Origin of the sequence: Nitratidesulfovibrio sp. (assembly GCF_040373385.1) — a bacterium.
Classification (GTDB): domain Bacteria; phylum Desulfobacterota; class Desulfovibrionia; order Desulfovibrionales; family Desulfovibrionaceae; genus Cupidesulfovibrio.
On record NZ_JBDXXH010000008.1, the window covers coordinates 57,624 to 76,345 of the forward strand.

Annotated in this window: 11 protein-coding genes and 1 tRNA gene; 4 read left to right on the forward strand and 8 right to left on the reverse strand. The window is 65.8% G+C overall.

Annotation, left to right across the window (positions count from 1 at the left end):
• Positions 1–200 precede the first annotated feature (200 nt).
• On the forward strand, positions 201–1,856 hold the full coding sequence (locus tag ABWO17_RS13440) for an L-lactate permease (RefSeq protein WP_353119356.1): 1,656 nt from the start codon (positions 201–203) through the stop codon (positions 1,854–1,856).
• 338 nt (positions 1,857–2,194) lie between these two features.
• Here the strand turns inward: ABWO17_RS13440 and ABWO17_RS13445 are convergent, their stop codons facing one another.
• Positions 2,195–4,282: a methyl-accepting chemotaxis protein gene (locus ABWO17_RS13445; protein ID WP_353119358.1), complete on the reverse strand. Its 2,088-nt coding sequence runs from the start codon at positions 4,280–4,282 to the stop codon at positions 2,195–2,197.
• A 463-nt stretch (positions 4,283–4,745) separates the two neighbouring features.
• Positions 4,746–5,972 (reverse strand): glycosyltransferase family 2 protein, encoded by a 1,227-nt coding sequence (locus ABWO17_RS13450; RefSeq protein ID WP_353119360.1) that lies wholly within the window; start codon positions 5,970–5,972, stop codon positions 4,746–4,748.
• Positions 5,973–6,275: 303 nt separating this feature from the next.
• Here ABWO17_RS13450 and ABWO17_RS13455 point away from each other — a divergent pair, with 303 nt between their 5' ends.
• Complete coding sequence (locus tag ABWO17_RS13455) at positions 6,276–7,694, forward strand: B12-binding domain-containing radical SAM protein (protein WP_353119362.1); 1,419 nt, start codon at positions 6,276–6,278, stop codon at positions 7,692–7,694.
• Positions 7,695–7,797: 103 nt separating this feature from the next.
• Here ABWO17_RS13455 and ABWO17_RS13460 read toward each other — a convergent pair whose 3' ends face one another.
• The 4 genes from ABWO17_RS13460 to ABWO17_RS13475 all read right to left on the reverse strand — a co-directional run bounded on the left by ABWO17_RS13460 (position 7,798) and on the right by ABWO17_RS13475 (position 12,749).
• Positions 7,798–9,105 (reverse strand): MFS transporter, encoded by a 1,308-nt coding sequence (locus ABWO17_RS13460; protein WP_353119364.1) that lies wholly within the window; start codon positions 9,103–9,105, stop codon positions 7,798–7,800.
• Positions 9,106–9,414: 309 nt separating this feature from the next.
• Positions 9,415–10,014: a TetR/AcrR family transcriptional regulator gene (locus ABWO17_RS13465; RefSeq protein WP_353119366.1), complete on the reverse strand. Its 600-nt coding sequence runs from the start codon at positions 10,012–10,014 to the stop codon at positions 9,415–9,417.
• A gap of 275 nt (positions 10,015–10,289) precedes the next feature.
• Positions 10,290–12,338: a diguanylate cyclase gene (locus ABWO17_RS13470; RefSeq protein WP_353119368.1), complete on the reverse strand. Its 2,049-nt coding sequence runs from the start codon at positions 12,336–12,338 to the stop codon at positions 10,290–10,292.
• Between the two features lie 335 nt (positions 12,339–12,673).
• Positions 12,674–12,749, reverse strand: a tRNA-Ala gene (locus ABWO17_RS13475).
• Between the two features lie 435 nt (positions 12,750–13,184).
• On the opposite strand from ABWO17_RS13475, the gene lgt reads away from it, so the two are divergent.
• On the forward strand, positions 13,185–13,982 hold the full coding sequence (lgt, locus tag ABWO17_RS13480; protein ID WP_353119369.1) for a prolipoprotein diacylglyceryl transferase: 798 nt from the start codon (positions 13,185–13,187) through the stop codon (positions 13,980–13,982).
• A gap of 331 nt (positions 13,983–14,313) precedes the next feature.
• Complete coding sequence (infA, locus tag ABWO17_RS13485; protein ID WP_007525542.1) at positions 14,314–14,532, forward strand: translation initiation factor IF-1; 219 nt, start codon at positions 14,314–14,316, stop codon at positions 14,530–14,532.
• 386 nt (positions 14,533–14,918) lie between these two features.
• Here infA and ABWO17_RS13490 read toward each other — a convergent pair whose 3' ends face one another.
• Positions 14,919–16,970, reverse strand: coding sequence for a sensor histidine kinase (locus ABWO17_RS13490; protein WP_353119372.1), 2,052 nt, complete (start codon positions 16,968–16,970; stop codon positions 14,919–14,921).
• A gap of 220 nt (positions 16,971–17,190) precedes the next feature.
• Positions 17,191–18,459, reverse strand: coding sequence for a MerR family transcriptional regulator (locus ABWO17_RS13495; protein WP_353119374.1), 1,269 nt, complete (start codon positions 18,457–18,459; stop codon positions 17,191–17,193).
• Positions 18,460–18,722 lie beyond the last annotated feature (263 nt).

Genomic DNA, 18,722 nt, shown 5'->3' on the forward strand with positions numbered 1-18,722 from the left:
TATGAACAGTGAGTTGCAGTGCGTCCCATATTGCGGAGAGGACATGATTTTTCCTTGAAAATATACGTCATGTCTGAAAAAAAAGATTCGCCTTCCCTTCTTGAAGTCGTGTATTCCATGAGCTAATTCGACCATCAAGAGTAAGCCCATGGGCTGGGGCCGGTGCAGGTCCTCATCATAATCCGTAAGGGAGGAGTTTCATGAACTGGGTGCAGAACTACGATCCGCTCTCGAACATTCTTTTGTCGGCACTGGTCGCAGCCGTGCCGCTGTACGTTCTCTTCTACATGCTGGCCGTGCGCCGCGCGAAGGGTCACTTCGCCGCCGCCCTCGGCACCACCGCAGCCGTGCTGCTCGCCATCCTGGTGTGGGGCATGCCCGTCGGCCTGGCCGTCAATGCAACCCTGTACGGTGCAGCGTACGGGTTGTTCCCCATCGTCTGGATCGTCATCACGGCGGTGTGGATCTACAACATGACCGTTGAGTCCGGCGAATTCGAAATCATCAAGGATTCGCTGGCACGCCTTACCGACGACCGCCGCCTTCAGGCCATCTTCATCGCCTTCGCGTTCGGTTCGTTCATCGAAGGCACCGCCGGCTTCGGCACCCCGGTGGCCATCACCGCCGCCATGCTGGTGGGCCTGGGCTTCAACCCGCTGTACGCCGCAGGCATCTGCCTTATCGCCAACACCGCCCCGGTGGCCTTCGGCGCCATCGGTATTCCGGTCATCGTGGCCGGTCAGGTGTCCGGCCTCGACACCATGCACATCAGCCAGATCGTGGGCCGTCAGCTGCCCTTCCTGTCGATCATCGTGCCCCTGTGGCTGTGCGTGACCATGTGCGGCTTCAAGCGTTCGCTCGAAGTGCTGCCCGCCGTCATCGTGGCCGGCGTGTGCTTCGCCGGTTCGCAGTACGCCTTCTCGAACTTCCACGGCCCGACCCTGCCCGACATCATGTCGGCCATCATCACCATCATCGGCCTCGTGCTGCTGCTGCGCGTGTGGAAGCCCGCCACCACCTGGCACTTCCCCGACGAAACCCCTTCGTCCCTCACCGGCCCCTCGCCCTACTCCTTCGGCGAAATCCTGCGCGCCTGGACGCCTTACATCATCCTGGCCGTCATGGTGTTCTTCTGGGGTCTGCCGGAAATCAAGCCCTACCTCGACGGTGCCCTGGGCGCCGGTTTCACCCCGCTGGCCGCCAAGGGCTTTGCCTGGCCCGGCCTGCATAACGCCATCGAAAAGACCATGCCCATCGTGGCCGCCAATGCCCCGTACGGCGCCATGTACAAGCTGAACATCATCTCCGCCGCCGGTACCGCGATCCTGTTCACCGGCCTTGCCGCGGTGCCCATGATGCCCAAGTACGGCTACGGCCAGGCCATTGCCTGCCTGTTCCGCACCATGCATCAGCTGCGCTTCCCCATCCTGACCATCGGCATGATCCTGGGCCTTGCCCAGATCATGAACTACTCCGGCATGAGCTCGACCATGGGCCTCGCCTTCACCAAGACCGGCTGGCTGTTCCCGTTCTTCTCGCCGCTGCTGGGCTGGCTGGGCGTGTTCCTGACCGGTTCGGACACCTCGTCCAACGCGCTGTTCAGCGGTTTGCAGCGCACCACCGCCACCAGCGTGGGCATGGATCCGCACCTGGCCGTTGCCGCCAACTCTTCGGGTGGCGTCACCGGCAAGATGATCTCGCCCCAGTCCATCTCGGTCGCCACTGCGGCCACCAAGATGGTGGGCCAGGAAGGCCAGCTGTTCCGCTTCACCCTGTGGCACTCCGTTGCCATGACCGGGTTCATCTGCGTGCTGACCATGCTGCAGGCCTACCCGCTGAAGTGGATGCTGCCGTAGCGTGACAGGACTTTCGTCCGAAAGCGCGGGGTGGGCATGAATGCTCCCGCCTGCCCCGCGCCCCGCGTGCACCCGCCGGGCGAAAAAAAGCACCCCCTGGACCCTGGTCCGGGGGGTGTCCCTTTTGCGAGGCGGGTGCGAAGCCAGAAGGCCCCGGCGGAAGCAGTCCGCCGCTGCCAGCAATGGAATGCCCGGCCGCAGGCAACGGCTGCCTGGCGGCTGCGCTTGCGGGGCGGGCGGTGGCGGTCGCGACGGGCTGGCACCGCACATCGAATGACAACGGGCCGGTCCGCATGGACCGGCCCGTTGATGTTGCGCCGGGTTTTCGGTCGGTCGGCCTACTTTCCGCCCTTCAGTTCCCTGATGATGCCCCCGATCAGGGCCATCTGCTCCGACAGGTCGCGCACCGCGTCGGACGTGCGGGACACCCCGTGCACGGTGTCTGCGGTGATGCGGTTGATTTCGTCGATGGACCGGTTGATCTCGTCACTGGTGGCGGACTGCTGCTCGGCGGCGGTGGCTATGCCCCGGATCTGGTCGGCGGAGGTTTCCACCCCGCGCACGATTTCGTCCAGCACCTGGCCGGAGGCCCCGGTCAGTTCCACCACCCGCTCCATGTCCTGCACCGCGCCTTCCACGGCCTGCATGTTCTGGCGTGCCTCTGCCTGGATGGCCCGGATGGAATCGCCCACCTGCTTGGTGGCGCCCATGGTCTTTTCGGCCAGCTTGCGCACCTCGTCGGCCACCACGGCAAAGCCGCGCCCGGCATCACCGGCCCGCGCCGCCTCGATGGCCGCGTTCAGCGCCAGCAGGTTGGTCTGGTCGGCGATGTCCTCGATGACGGTCATGATGGTGCCGATGGACTCGGCCTGGCGGCCCAGGTTGTCCATGTTGGCCTTCAGCCCCATGGTGCGGTCGCGGGTGGCCCGCATGGCCTCCATGGAGCGCTGCACGGTGCGCTCGCCGTCCTGGGCCTTGTCCTTGGCGGCGGTGCTTTCGGTGGCGGCCTTGCCCGCGTTGCGAGCCACCTCAAGCACGGTGGTGTTCATTTCTTCCATGGCGGTGGCCGTTTCGGCAATGCGCTGGCCCTGCACCCCGGCCCCGTGGCGGATTTCTTCGGTCTGGCGGGCTATTTCGGCAGAGGCGGCGGTGACGTGGGCCACCACGTCCTCCAGCCGCAGCGCGGCGGCCTGCATGCCCTCGCGCTGGGCCACTTCGGCCATGGCGCAGGCGGCCTCGGCCCGGCCGGACGCCTCCTGCGCGTCACGGGCCCGGCGTTCGGCTTCCTCGGTCTTGCGGGTGATTTCGGCGATGTTGCCTTCCAGCGTGGCGGCCATGTCGTCCAGTGCGGTGTAGATCTGGCCGATCTCGTCGCGGCGGGCAATGCCGATGCGCGCGGCGTAGTTGCCTTCCGAGATGCCCCGCAGGAACGTGGTGACCCGCAGCAGGCCGCGCACCACCAGCCGGTCCATGAACAGGCCCAGCGCCGCCAGGATCACCACCACGGAGACGGCCATGACCATGCCGATCTGGAACAGCAGGTCGTTGACACCCGCCAGCACCTCGGCCCTGTCGATGATGCCGATGAACCGCCAGCCCAGCCTGGGCGAGGTGAACACCTCGGCCAGGCACTCGGTGCCGCCGATGGTGACCTGGGCCGAACCGGAGCCGAGGTCGAACAGGGTCTTGAAGGCCGGGTCGCCCGCGTCGGCGATGTTCTTGAAGTTCATGGCCTTGTCGCGCGGGTTGGCGATGACGGTGCCATCGCCCTGCACCAGCAGCACGTAGCCGCTCTTGCCCAGCCGGATGGTGGCCATGGCGTCGGACAGTTCGTTCAGGGTCAGGTCTATGGCGGCCACGGCCACGGCCTCGCCCCCGCGCACGTACGCCTTGGCCACGCTGATCATGGCGTCGCCGGTGGTGCCCTTGTAGGCGGCGGTGACCTGCGCCTGCGAGGTGTCCTTCAGCGCCACCTGCCACCACACCCGGGTGCGCGGGTCGTAGCTCTTGCGGGTGCCCTGCACGTTGCTGAGCACGTTGCCGCCCCAGCGGGTGCCTATGTACACGCTGTCGTAGCTGGGGTGGCTGGTCTTGATCCACTGCAACAGCGGGCTCATCTGCTGGCCGTAGGCATCGTCCGGGGCGGGGGTGCGGGGCTTTTCCTCGGGGCCGAGGTAGCTGGTCACCCGTTCGTCGATGAGGGCGTTCAGGGGGCTCGCGGCTATCATGTCCGCGTTGCGCCGGGCGTCGTCCAGCAGAAAGCCCATGGCCCGGTCCACCTGCGTGATTTCGTTGCGGGTGGCGGTGGAGAAGGCGGCCACGGCCTGGTCGCTTACCCGTGAGTGGATGATCGAATAGATGACCAGGAAGGGAACGATGACGGCCAGGCAAAGGCCTACGAGCAGGGTGAGCTTGATGGAGCGCATGGGGGTCTCCTGGGTGTGCCGGACACGGCGGGACGGCGGAGCCTGAGCGCCGCGCGAAAGAAACCTGTTGAGCGCCGCGCGAATGGAATTTCGTGGAGCGCCGCGAGAAACGGCAACCAGTATATGGGGACGCTGGATGCGCGGAAAGTATAACCCGCAGCATGCCAGAAAAGCGTGACGGATTTCCGACCGCCGACAGACAGTCGGGTAACGCGCGCGGAACTTCGTTGGGCGGGGGGAGAACTGCCGGGAGCGTGAGCGTGAGTGCAACGGGCGCAATCGCCCCTTTTCATAAACTGTGTGCTCAGTCAAGGGGTGGGTAAGGCACGCGACCGGCCACGTGGACGGATACTGTCTCGGCAGCACGGTGGTGGGGCGGAGCGGAGGGGCGGAGGGTGCTGGTAAGGAGCGATGGTTCTGCGGTGTGCGCGGGGCGGCGGTGGGACGGTTGCAATGCCCGTGTCTACCAGATGCCCAAGCCGCGCCTGGCGTCGATCCTGCGCAACTCCGCGTATTCCGGGCTGGCGGTCTGCTTCAGGATTTCGCAGGCAAAGCGGAGGTACCGCCCCGCGTGCAGGGCCTTTTCGCGCTCGCCCAATTTGTCCAGCACGTAGAAGCGCTGGTAGTGTGACCGGACCGAGGGTTCGTGCCGCAGCAGGCTGTCGGCCTCGGCCAGGGCCATGTCCTTGCGGCGCAGGGCCAGCCAGGCCAGCATGGTCAGCCAGCCCGCGCTCCAGCAGTAGCCGTGGGTGTTGCGGTACAGCACGGCATGCAGCAGGGCCGCGTGGGGCCGCCCGTGGGCCAGGTGGCCTTGCACCGTGGCGTACAGTCGGGCCTCGTCGGCGCAGGCGGTGTCCACGTCCAGGTGCGGGTCGTCACGGTAGGGCTGGCCGGTGGCCACGGCCCGCCGCAGCCGCAGCGAGCGCTGGTGCGACAGGGGGCGCCACGCGGCCGTGGGGCGGGTTGCCTGGCGCCAGAACCCCTCCAGCTTGCGCAGGTCGCTGAATTCGTGGTTGTCGGCGCGGCCCCGGCGCATCTTGGCCTCGTAATCCTGCTGCGACTTGAACAGGTAGTGGTTCAGCTGCACGATGTCCGCCGTGAAGGGGGCAAAGGCGCTGGTTACCGGGGTGCCGTGCTCGTCCACGCAGCCGTGGCCGGGGGTGAAGAGGAACTGGTGCGGGTCGCGCGCGCGTTCGGTGCGGGCGGGCTGCACGATGCTTTTCACGTGCAGGTTGTCGGGTACGTTGTCGGTGAAATATTCCGGGTACTCGTCCAGCACCAGCCCGCCGGGCCTGCCCAGGTGCCCGGACGAGCCGTGGGTGACCCAGTGCACGGCCAAGCCCGCGTGGGCCTCGTACTCGAACAGCAGCAGGCGCACGTCGGCGTGCCGCTTGAGGATCAGGAATTCGTCCGCGTCGATGAAGGCGATCCAGCGCACTTTGTCGCGGTAGTCCTTGATGCACTGGGTGTAGCAGGGCATCTGCATGCTCTTGCCCACCACGCGGTAGACGTCCACGATGCCGCGCGCCACGTATTCCTTCAGGGTCTCGCGTACGGGGATGGCGCTTTCGTTGTCGTAGAAGATGAATTTTTCGAAGCCGATGGAATGGTGATAGGCCACGAATTCCGGCAAGGCGAGCTGCTCGTCCTTCACGATGGCGCAAATGGCCGTGTAGTGGCTGCATCCCATGCTGTCCGACTCCGATGGCAGGGGGTGGGGCCCCGGCACCGTGATCGGGCGGGGCCGGTGTGCCATGCCTAGGGTGTGCAGGAAGCGGGGCAGGGGCGTCAAGTGCGCCTGCCCAGCCCTTTCGCCGTTTTGGGCAAGGGTGGCATTTCAAGTGTGGGAACGGTATTTGCAAAAGCGTGACAGGCAGGGCTCCTGCGGCGGATTTCTGGCGGCCCTTGCGGGCCGTGTGCCTGCCGCGCGCCATCCCCGGAATCAGACGAAGCGGGACCCGGTCGATAACCAGCAAGCATTTCCGGAGGCACCATGCATATCCTGCTCCTTTCCATGCCGACACCGCACAACCCCAGCAGGGTCCAGATCGTGCCGCCAATGTCGTTGCTGTGCATCGGGGGGATGTTGCGCAAGGCAGGGCATACTTCCGAAATCCTGAACATGGATCTGCTCGGCAAGGCGGGGGCGGTGACCGATGCCCAGAAGGTGGAACAGGTGTGCGCGCGGTTGGCCGCTGGCGGCTATGATGCCGTTGGGCTCAACTGTCTGGTGTCTTCGCAGTTTCCGTTTGCCCGCAAGCTTGCGGAGGCCATTCGCGACCGGGCCGCGCATTTGCCGATACTGCTTGGGGGGATGCACCCCACCCTTTTTGCGCGGGAAATACTGACCAACTGCACGGCATTCGATTATGTGATCCTGGGGGAAGGGGAACAGCAGACGGAAAGCCTGTTGCGCGTCCTCGGCAAGCCCGACGACGCGGCCCTTGCCACCATCCGGGGGATTGCCTGGCGGGACGGCGCGGGCCGGGTGCACGTGAACGAACGCATGTCCCCGCTGAGTTCCGCCGACATGCCCATGCCCGCCTGGGACATGCTGCGGCTGGACGACTACCGCGCCGACTATTCAAAATGGTACAACCCGAAGGGCAACGCCATAACCATGGTCGCGCCCTTGTACACCAGTCGTTCATGCCCGCTGAGCTGCACGTTCTGTTCCGCGTTCCACATGATGGGGCGGGGGTTGCGCCTGCGCGCCATGGACAGCATCTTCGAGGAGATGGAGTTTCTGTACCATGAGCATGGCGTGACGTACTTTTCCATTTTCGACGACAATTTCACGCTGCACAAGCAACATGCCATGGCGTTCTGCAAGGAGCTGAAGAAGCGGAACCTGAACATTCAGTTCGATTCCTCGTCCGGATTCAATCTGGGTGCGCTGGACGAGCAGATGATGGAGGCCATGGCGGAGGCGGGGTGCGTGCACTTTCCCATGCCCATAGAAAGCGGCAACGACAACATTCGCCAGCGGGTGATTCGCAAGAACCTGACGCGAAAGAAAATTTACGAAATCGCAAAGCTTGCGAAAAAATACGACATGCTGACCACGGGGATGTTCATCATCGGCTTTCCGGAGGATACCCCGGAAACGCTTGAGGACACCCGGCGCATGATTCTGGAACTGGAACTGGACAAGTACCACGTCTATACGCTGATTCCCTTCCCCGGCACGAAGATATTCGAGCAGGCCATGCGGGATCAACTGTTCCTGGAGGATGTGCCGCTGGACTCGCTGTGGGAAGGGGCTTTCAATTTCGAGAAGCCTCGCGAGGATTTCGCCCTGCGCCCCTATGCCTGTTCGTTGGACACGTTGCGCAAGTACAAGGAAGAGTTCGGGCGGTACTGGTTCTTCAGCGACAGGGTGAAGGCCCTGCAACAGCGCGCGTCGGACTAGGCGCCATGCGCCGGGGCATGCCCTGGGCGCGGGCGTGTGCTTTCCGCGACGGGGAGCAGCGGCGGCTGACGCCCGCGGCTGCTCCCCGTCGCCGTTTTTTCACCTACGCCCTGCCGCCAAGGTATTCGCAGGCGAATCCCAGCAGCGAACTGACCGCGCCAAAGCCGCATACCCCGGCCCAGCCGAAGTGCGCGTAAGCCTGCGCGCCAATGGCGGTGCCCAGCGCCCCGCCAAGGAACATCATGGTCATGTACACGGTGTTCAGGCGGCTGCGCGCCCCGGCGTCCAGCGCGTAGACCCGGGCCTGGTTGGCGACCATGGCCACCTGCAAGCCCGCGTCCATCAGGATGATGCCCGCCACCAGCACGGCCATGGACGTGCGCCCCGTCCAGAACAGCGCGAACGAGGCGGCCACGGCGGCGGCGCCCAGCACGATGATGCGCCGGTTGCCACCCTGCCCGCTCCACTTGTCGGCCAGCCGCCCGGCCAGGGGGGCGGCCATGACCCCGACGATGCCGATGACCCCCAGCGCCCCGGCCACGGAACTGCCCATGCGGAACGGGGGTTGCTCCAGAAAGAAGGCCAGGCTGGCCCAGAACGACACGAAACCGGAAAACAGCAGCCCCTGTACCAGCCCGGAGCGCCGCAGCAGGCCGTGCGCGCGGAACAGTTGCAACAGCGAAAGCAGCAGCCGGGGATAGCTGATGGCCGTGGCGGGCCGGACCACGGGCAGGCGCCCGGCCAGCACCGCCGCCAGTACCGCGCACATGCCGCCCGCCATCCAGAACAGCAGGCGCCAGCTGGCGTATTCCGAAACCAGCCCGCTGACCGTGCGCGACAGCAGGATGCCGGACAGCAGCCCCGCCATGACCAGGCCCACCACGCGGCCTTTCTGGTTGTCCGGTGCCAGTTGCGCGGCCATGGGGATGATCTGCTGGGCCACGGTGGCCAGGGCGCCCACGGCCAGGCTGGCGGCGGCCAGCGTCCACAGCCCCTGCGCGAAGCCGGACAGTACCAGTGCCACGGCCAGGGCGGCCACACTCCACACGATAAGCCCGCGCCGCTCCAGCCGGTCGCCCAGCGGGGTGAGCAGCAACAGCCCGGCGGCATAGCCCGCCTGGGTCAGGATGGGGATGATCGATATCTCGCCCTGCCCGGCATTGAAGGCGCGGGCCAGAATGCCCAGCATGGGCTGGTTGTAATAGATGCTGGCCACGCACAGGCCAGCCGCCGCTGCCATGAGCAGGACCAGCGCCCCGCTCAGTTCATGGTCGTGGTCGCGCCCGGGCACCCGGTCCGGGTGGCCCTCCGGTTCGGAGACAAGGCCGCGCGGCGCGGTGGCGCCCCGGGAGTTGGCGGACGGGGCAGGGGATGGCGCGGCGGGCGTTGCGGCGGAAATGCTGGCGGGCATGGTGGTGGCTCCTTTTCATAGAAACGATACGGGTCGTATTTAAAATCAGAACGATGCGGCGTCAAGAGGCAAGGAGGGGCGGGCGCAAAAAAACTCCGACGCGGGATGCGGCGGAGGGCGGAAGCAACGGGTGCCGGGACGTGGAGAAAGGGACGCGTGGGAAAAGGCGAGGGAAACGGGAGGCGGGGTGGGCAGCCCTGCCCCCCCCCTTGGTCCACCCTGACCAGTCATGACCAGCCCAGCCCTGACCAGTCATGACCCGTCATGCCTCTGCATGGCTGGGCACGACTGGCCGAGGCCGTGTGAGGCTTAGCGGGGCAGCACCACGGAGGCGAACGCCGTGGCGGCCACGGCGCGGATGAACGCATCGTCCAGCGGCCCGTGCTGAAGCAGCAACCGGTGGAAGATGGGGGCGTACAGCGCATCCACCAGCAGGTCGAGGTCGAGGTCCGGGCGCAGTTCGCCCCGGGCGATGCCGCGCCGCAGCACGTCCTTGGCCGCCGCGCGGCGCGGCAGCAGATAGCTTTCCACAAAAGCGGCCAGGGTTTGCGGGTCGCCCTGGCCAAGCCCGATGAGTTCGCGCACCAGCCGCCCGGTAACGCCGCGATAGACGGCGGCCAGCAGGTGCATCTGGGCGGTCACGTCGGCCACGGCGGAATCGGTGTGCGGAAAGTCGATGCGCGGATTGGTGGCGTGCATGAACGCCTCCATGGCCACGGCCCCCTTGCCGGGCCACCAGCGGTACAGCGTGGCCTTGCTTACCCCGGCGCGCGCGGCAATGCCCTCCATGGTCAGGCGGGCGTAGCCGACCTCTTCGAGCAGGGCGTTGGTGGCCTCCAGGATCTGCGTGCGCGAGGCATCGCAACGGGGGCGGCCACGGGGGCGTTTTTTCGGGGCGGGTGCGTCCATGGTGTTCTGGGGGGCCGCTTTGGGAGCGGGGAGAGTTGTCGGAGGTCGCCTGCCGTTGGCGGTGGCCCGGAGCGGCCTGCGGGGCTGGGGGCCGGGGTGCCGCCACGCCCGGGGCAGATTCGCCGGGGGTGGATGTGGTTTGCTGCCGGTATGCCGGGTGTGCAGGATACACCGGCCTGCGTCAAGTGAGGGGAATCAGCCCCTTCGGCGATGCTGGCGGGGCCATCCCGTCCACTGTCGGCTGGCAGTGAAACCGCCGATCCGAACGCCGGGGGTTACGTGTCGCGGCTGGTCTTGAAGTGCAGGTGGTATTTTACGTCCTCGCAGAGCATGTGCTTCATGACAAGATCATGGATGATGATCTGGAGAATGTCCGATTTTCGTTCAACGCAGGCGTCGTCGTCCTGCATCAGGGTGTCGCAGAGGTGCAGCAGGCGCGCATGCTCCGCGATGTGTTCATCAAGTTCCGGGTAGTCGATGGCGCGCAGGATGTCTTCTTCATCCTTGAAGTGCTGCGCGGCATGGTGGATGATTGTGCTGATGCAGGAACGCACTGCGGCTGCGCTGTTGTCGTCGAAGATATGCCGAAGAAGATCGTTCGACAGGTCCATGAGGCTCATGTGCTGCTGGTCGAGCGTGATGTTTCCTGATGCAAAATCCTTGGCCCAGAGGATTTTCAGCGCGCCTGAGACGTGGTGCGTTTGTTCCAGGTACAGCGGGTCGTTCATGGTGCCGAACGTTACCCGGTTTCTGCCTTCGTTCTTTGCCTGGTACAGGAGCGCGTCCACATTCTTGATGATCTGGTCGGGCGTTGTCCCGGCGTTGCAGGTGAGGGAGATCACGCCGATGCTGACCGTCACCACGTTGGCGACCTGGGATGTTGCGTGTGCAATCGCCAGGTCGCGGATGGCGCTGCGTATGGTTTCCGCCAGGCTGACAGCCCCTATCAGGCTGGTTTCCGCAAGCAGGCACATGAACTCCTCGCCGCCGTATCTGGCGGCGATGTCCGTGGGGCGCCTGATGCTTTTCGATATGGCTTGCGCAACGCGTTGCAGGCATTCGTCCCCGGTGACATGCCCGTATGTGTCGTTGTAGTTCTTGAAGTAGTCTATATCGAGCATGATGAGCGAAAGTGGCGCCCCGGAGCGGGCATGTCTGCCGCATTCGTAGGAAAGCATGCGGTCAAGGTGTCGCCGGTTCGAGATCCGGGTCAGCGCATCCTCGTTGCTCATGGATTCCAGCTGTCTGTTCAGCTTGGCGAGCTCTATTTCGCTCAGCTTCCTTTCGGTAATGTCTTCATGCGCGATGACGGCCCTTCTGGGGCCGTGTCCGGGAAATCGCGTGACCCTGCCGACGAACCACCGCTGGGTGTCGGGGGAGTGGCATGCATATTCCATCGTGAACGAGTCCGTGTTGCCGTTCAGGACGGACTTGATGCCTTCCGCAAAGCTGTCGGCCTCATGGCTGCATTCTGCCGCGCTGCTTTCGCAGATGCTGACGTAGTTTGTCCCTTCGGAAACCGCCCTGGGGTCGATCCCGTTGGCAGCGGCAAAGTTGCGCCAGGCCTTGTTGACGAGGATGATTTCTCCGTGCTCGTGGATAAGGGCGATATGGGAGGACAGGGCATCCAGCGTGGATTCCAGGAACTGCTTCGAGGTCGTCAGCCGTTCGGAAAGCTTTTGATTGACGAGGGTGGCCAGGCAGAATGCCCACAGTGTGCTCGTCGTCATGATGAGAAGGTAGGAGAGCGTGAGGGGGGCTGGCGGTTCCATGAACGGCATGGTCCCGGCGGTGGCAAGGGGAATGATGGCCAGCGCAAGCAGCCAGAAGGCGTTGAACAGGAAAAGAAGCTGGGTGAATGCGGCGAGGGAGTTGCGGCTGTTTTTGGTGCCCTGATTGACTGCGCGGGCACACGCCAGTGAAAAGATGGCGCAGGCGGTGGACGTTGTGGCCCTGCGCATGGGGATGCTGTAGTCTGCAAGTGTGTAATATATCAGGAATGCGGTGGTGACTGCGTAGGCCAGCGGGAATATCTTCAGGGAGATTGCCGTTTTGTTCAGCTTGGTAATGCCTACGTATACAAGGGATATGTTTGCAACAAACGACATGTTGTAAAAGATTGCAACAGCGCTGTGCAGATGAGGTGCGTCTCTGAAGAAGCTTGCAATGAACCCGAGGACTGAAAAGCCGCTTGCGATGGCCCACCATCCTGGTCCGTCTTCTGATCTGCTTGCATTGTATTGAAGGATGAAGGCAATGCATTGAATGCAGCATGTTATGCCGTAGCAGATGGAGAGTGTTTCAGCATCAAGGTTTACTGTCATTGCATTGTGGTTTGGCGTAAGGGTTTGTTTATTACGCCTTGTCACGGAAACAACGAAAAGTAAACGCGATTTCCCCGCCATGTCCAGGCGGAAGCATTTTGACATGCGCCTGGAACCTGCCTGCAACATGTCGCGGCCGGGAGTGCGATGGCCAGCTCCGTTGGGGCAGGACGCCTGGTCTCGATGGGCGGGGTGCCTGCGGGTGCAGGGGGCGCGGTCCGGGTGCGGTTTCGGGCGGATTGGCGGCGGAGAGGGCTTGGGGTGCCCCGGTCCGTTGTATTGCCGGGCGCAAAAAGGCGCAGGGGTTACCCTTTCGGATAACCCCTGCGAAATTCTGGTGGAGCTGAGGAGAATTGAACTCCTGACCTCTTGAATGCCATTCAAGCGCTCTCCCAACTGAGCTACAGCCCCAAGCGGAAGTAGGTTCTTGCCCGAAACCCCTCGGGTTGTCAACAGGATTGTGTGCACTCCGTGCGGATTGGCCAGATTTGTGGGATGCGTGGGGTGCGTGACGTGCGCGCGGCTGGAGGCCAGACGGGCGTGACTCCCTGCCGGGCGCTGTGGCGGTTTCCCGCCTGTGTGGTGGCGGTTTCGCATCCGGCATGGCCCGGCATTGACGTGAGCGGGCACTGGTCGTACCACAGCGTCGGGTGTTCGACCCTCTGCGCGGCCTGCGTGGCGTGCCGGTGTGCCCAGTTGGCATGGCTGTGCGCCGCAGGGGGCCACCGCGCGTGCCCAACCTCGTGGTGACTGCCATGCTTCAGGATAACCCGCCGCACGCTGGCGCCCCTGCCATGCCCTGTCGTTCTGGCCTTTTCCGCAACCCAAGCATCACCGGGAGTCCCGATGCTCGCATACCCCCGCATAGATCCCGTGGCCGTTTCCATCGGCCCGTTGCAGTTCCGCTGGTACGGGCTGATGTACCTGTTCGGCTTCGTCTCCGGCTGGTGGCTGGGCCGCCGCCGCGCCGCGCAGCCCGGCAGCGGCTGGCACCCGCAGCAGGTGGACGACATGGTCACCTGGGCCATCTTCGGCGTGGTACTGGGGGGGCGGCTGGGCTACATCCTGTTCTACGACCTCGCCTACTACGTCAGCCAGCCCGCCGCCATCTTCCAGATATGGCACGGGGGCATGTCCTTTCACGGGGGATTGCTGGGGGTGCTGTTCGCGGTGTGGATGTACGCCCGGCGCGCCGAACGCGAATTCCTGTCCGTGGTGGACTTCGTGGCGCCGCTGATTCCGCCGGGGCTGTTCTTTGGCCGCATCGGCAACTTCATCAACGGCGAATTGTGGGGCGCGCCCACCACGTTGCCATGGGCCATGGTGTTTCCCGATGGCGGCCCCTTTCCCCGCCATCCTTCGCAACTGTACGAGGCCGCGCTGGAAGGCGTGGTGCTGTTTGCCGCCGTCTGGTGGTTTTCCGGGCGCAAGCGCCCGGTGGGCGCGGTGTCCGGCCTGTTCGGCGTGCTGTACGCGATCTTCCGCTTTGCCGTGGAGTTCGTGCGCGAGCCCGATCCGCAGTTGGGCTATCTGGCCTTCGGCTGGCTGACCATGGGGCAGGTGCTGTGCCTGCCGTTGCTCGGCGTGGGGCTGTGGCTGCTGCTGCGCAATCGCGGTGCAGCGGAAGGGGCAGCCGCAAGATAGCGGGTATGCGCCCCCCCCCCGTGTGTCCGGTGCCGGGGGATCGACCGCCGGTCGCGGTGGCCCGCCCTCCCGGTTCTGCCGAGGGCGAGGGGCAGCGCCTGCCGTGGGCGTGTCTTTTCCCGCAGGGTTCCGCTGAGTTCCTCCGGTCTCCTTCGGCCTCCGCTGGCCCTCCGGATGACAGCGGAGCGCATTGCCCGGCTTCACTGGTCGGGAACAGGCCGCGAGCCCTTGTGTGGTGCGGTTTTGTTGACAAAACAGGCATTATATGAAATGGCGGTGCAGTTGTTTTGCCCCGCCCGCACGGGGTGCGAGAGAACGAGACGGAGGATCCATGGCAAAGGAAGATGCCATCGAGGTTGACGGCGTTGTGCAGGAAGCCCTGCCCAACGCGATGTTCCGTGTGGAGCTCGAGAATGGCCACGAAGTGCTGGCCCACATCTCCGGCAAGATGCGCAAGTTCTACATCCGCATCCTGCCCGGCGACCGTGTGAAGGTAGAGCTTTCACCGTACGACCTGACGCGTGGCCGCATCACCTACCGCATGAAATAGCCTCCGTCCCGCGCCGCGTTCCTGCGGCCCCAGCCCTTGCCGTCACCCCTTGCCGTCAGCATGCCGCTGCCGGGTGGGGGGGCGGCTCCACGCCCCTCCTCGGCCCCCACAGTCCTCAAGTGCTGTCGCCCTGCCCGCCGTTTCCGAGCCCTGCGCGGCAGTGGCGGGCCTGTCGTGTCGGGCGGTGTCCGGCGTGGGGCCGGTGTCTGGTCAGCCCCGTCCCGCCATCCCCCTTCCCCCCTGTTCTCTTGCCGTGCGCATTGCCCTGCCCCCATCGCCAGCGCGTCCGGCACGCCCCAACGCAACGGGGACGCCGCGCGGCGTCCCCGTATGGCCCGGCCATGCCGGGAAGCTGTCTGTCGATTTCTTGCGACGAACGCGCGCGATCATGCCTCGCGTGAGGGGCCGTGCGGCTCGCCCGCCCCTGTGTGCCCCGATGCATCGGGTTTGTCTGCATCGGGCCCGCCTGCCGTAGCGGTGGAACCTTCCGGCGTAGCGGCTCCGGCGTTCGGCCCCGTGGACGTGCCAGCGTGCAGCACTGCCGGGGTGTCCGGAATGTCGTCCGTCCCGTCGCCGTCCGTCCCATCACCGTCCAGTTCGTCGCCGTCCGGCGCTTCGCCGTTCATGTCACCGTCCCAGCCCTCGTCCTGGGGCCGGGGGGCGGCCAGCATCACGAAGAACGCGGCGCCCGTGCGGTTGACGGCATCCAGCGGGCTTTCCACCCAGATGTCGCCGCCGTGGCTCATGACGATGCGGCGGCAGATGGCCAGGCCCAGCCCCGCGCTGCCGTTCTTGGTTCCGTCGCCGTCGCGGTCCAGGCGGTAGAACCGTTCGAAGATGCGTTCCCGGCTCTTTTCCGGAATGCCCGGCCCCTGGTCGCTCACGCACAGGGTCACCCTGCCGTCGGCGGCGGTGGCGGACACGGCCACCCGCGTCTGCGGCGGGCTGTACTTGATGGCGTTGTCCAGCAGGTTGCGGAACACCTCCACCAGTCCGTCGCGATCGGCCAGCACCACCAGCGGTCCTGCCCCCACGCCGTTGTCTAGCGTGATTTCCTTGCGCGAGGCCACCGGTTCCAGTTCACGCACGGTCTGGCGCAGCACCTCGGCGGCGTCCACGCCGGTCAGGGCCACCTTGTCGCCCTTGTGTTCCGAGCGGGCCAGCACCAGCAGGCTGTTGACCATCTTGGTCATGTGGTTGGCGTTCTTGAGGATGGTGCGCAAAAAGGCGGACATCTGCTCGCGCGAGGCGGGTGGCCCTTCCAGCAGCGTTTCGGCATAGCCCTTGATGCTGGTGAGCGGAGTCTTGAGCTCGTGCGAAACGTTGGCCACGAAGTCGCGGCGGATGTGCTCCAGCTTTTCGCGCTCGCTGATGTCGTGGAATACCAGGACCATGCGCTGGCCAGAGGCATCGCGGAAGGGCACCAGCGAAATCTCGAAGGCGCGGCCCTCGCCAAGGTCGGCCTGCATGCTGATGCCGCGCGCGTTGGGCGATACCAGCATTTCGTCCACCATGCGTTGCAGTTCCGGCTTCATGGTGGCTTCCAGCGGGGTGGCGCCCAGCTTGTTGCCGATGCCCGTGAACATGGCGGTAAGCGCATGGTTCATGGAATCGATGCGCCCGGCGGCGTCCAGCACCATGACCCCTTCGTGCATACCGTTGAACACGGCTTCCAGCCGCCCCTTCTGCTCGTTCAACTGGTGCAGGTGCTGCTCGATGTTGTGGGCCATGCCGTTGATGGCGTGGGCCAGGGGGCGCAATTCACGGCCCGGTATGTCGCGGATGCGTCGCCCGTATTCACCCTGGCCGATGGCCTGGGCCGCCATGGCCATGGTTTCCATGCCGCGCAGCAGGGGCCGCGTGACCACCAGGCCCAGCGCGCCGCTGGCCATGAGCGAGAACAGGAAGGCCCACACCAGCCCCTTTTCCATGCGGTCCAGCCGGTCGTGCACCACCGACAGGGGCAGGGCAAGGCGCAGGGTGCCGGGGTCCAGCCCGGCGATGCTGTCCACCATGCGGGCGGCGTAGATCAGGTCCTTGCCCAGGGTGGCGCTGAAGCGCACGTCGGTGCCCAGCGTTCCGGTGCGGGCGGCCAGCACCTCGGGCCGGTTGGCGTGGTCTTCCAGCGTGGACAGCCGCTCGAAGGGCACGTCGGAATCGGCCATGACATGGCCGTCCACGATGTAGGTGATGCGGGTGCCGGTGCGGCGCGAGAGTTCCGTGACCCAGGCATTGAGGTGCTGGTACGTGGGAAAGGGCGGGTGCTCGCGCAGCAGCCAGTAGGTGGTGTCCACATCCTCGGCGGCGCGGGCCTTGGCCTCCAGCAGCACGTCGCGGCGCAGGGTCTTGTCGAAATAGAGATAGGGCGGCAGCAACGCCACGATCAGCAGCAGCCAGGTGCCCACGACGAGCCGTTTGCGCAGGGAGTACTGTTTCATCATCCTTGTCTCGCGCCGGTCCGTGTCGCGCCCGTCACACGGATGTTACAATTCGTCGAACGTGTGTCGGTCCGTGCGCGCGGGGCACCTTGCGGGCATGCATTGCGAGGGGGGCGCGCACGGAACCATGCAAGCGCAGCATACGCGCTATTCCGGCGCGTTGCACGCCGTAACGGGGGGTTCACCGGCACACGCGGGGCGCGCGGGGAACCCGCACCGCCTAGCCCTGCACCGCGCGCAGAAAGCCGTAGATTTCCGTGGGGTGGCTTTCCACGCCGTTGGCCACGTAGCGGCGCACCACGGCGACCTGATTGCCGCGCGGGGTGACCGATTCGTCCACCAGCAACACCACGTCATACGGGGTTTCGGCCTGCGGCTGTTCCAGGGTCAGCCACCATCCGCCTTCCTCTGTCGGTTCGCAGCGCAGGGCGTAGTGGTCCGGCGGCTGGAAGGCAAAGGCCAGCATGGCCTTCAGGTCGTTGATGCAGAACCGCCCGCGCGCCCGCCCGGCCACGCCCAGAAATTCTCCTTGGGGCGACTGCACCACCAGGGGCAGGGCCAGCAGGTGGCGCGGCAGGTCCTGCTGCGCGGGAAAGGCGGTGTCCGGTGCGCCGGGTGCACTGGCCGGGGGGGCGGACAAGCCGCCGGGGAAGGGCACCACCCGACCGCCGGAGGGTGCGGGCGTGGTGGCGGCCTGGGCATCGTCCCCGTCGGGTTCGCCGTCGGGGGGCGCGGGTGTGGCAAACGTTTCGGGCGCGGGCGATGCGGGGGCGCCGGACATGCCGGATGTGGCGGACATGCCGGGCACGCCGGACATGGCAGACATGGCGTGGGGGGTGTCCATGGGGGCGGCAGGTGCGGACTGCCTGTCGTCGCTTCCTTCGGAACCGGCCACGGCACCCAGCAGGGCCTCGAACCGGGCGGCCAGGGCCTGCGCCTCGTCCAGCCAGGCGGGGCGGCCCTGCAAGGAGGTCGTGCCAGTCGAGCCTGTCGAGCCTGTCGTGCCCGTCGAACCGGCCACACCATCCCCGGCGGGGGCCAGCGCGGTGATCAGGGTCTCGATGTGCTGCACCCGTTTCAGGATGGCGTTCTGCTGCTGGGTCAGCCCCACCATGCTCTTGGCCAGGTTGCTCACGGCCAGGGTGAAGTCCTGCGGCAGTTCCACCTGGGTGGGCTGGGCCAAGGTGGCAGGTTCGGCGGGTTCAGCGTCGTCCCGGTCATCCCGGTCGTCACGGGCAGGGGCTTCCGGCGCTATCCACGCGAATTCTGCGGCCAGGCGGGCGCGCACCTCTTCCACCGACATGCCCATCTCGAACAGGTCGCGGATGCGCAGGGACACTGCCGCCGCCTCCGCCGTGAAGCGGATGGGCTTGCCCTGGCTGGCCACGGGGATGCAGTCCGGGAACTTGCGGCGGTAGCTTTTGACCGTGGTTTCGGAAACGCCCAGCAGGCGGGCGAGGTCGCGGTGGGTCAGGTTGCCTTCGGTCATGGAAATCCTTTGGTGTGTCTCGATGGATGCGGTGGCGCGGACCGTGTGCAAACCGGGCGCGGGTGCGCGTTGCGGCGTTGTGTGCTAGGCTGTAGCCGTTCGGATAATCCAACGTGCCGGGTCGGCAGGGGGGCACGCGGGCGCGCCGGGGGTTGAACCCCGCCGTCCGAGCGGCTATGGTGCGCGCCCGCCGCCGGTCCGGGGGACGGGGTATTTCCCGCAGCCGCCAGCGCGCGGCCCGGCCCGAAAGGTGGCCGGGTATC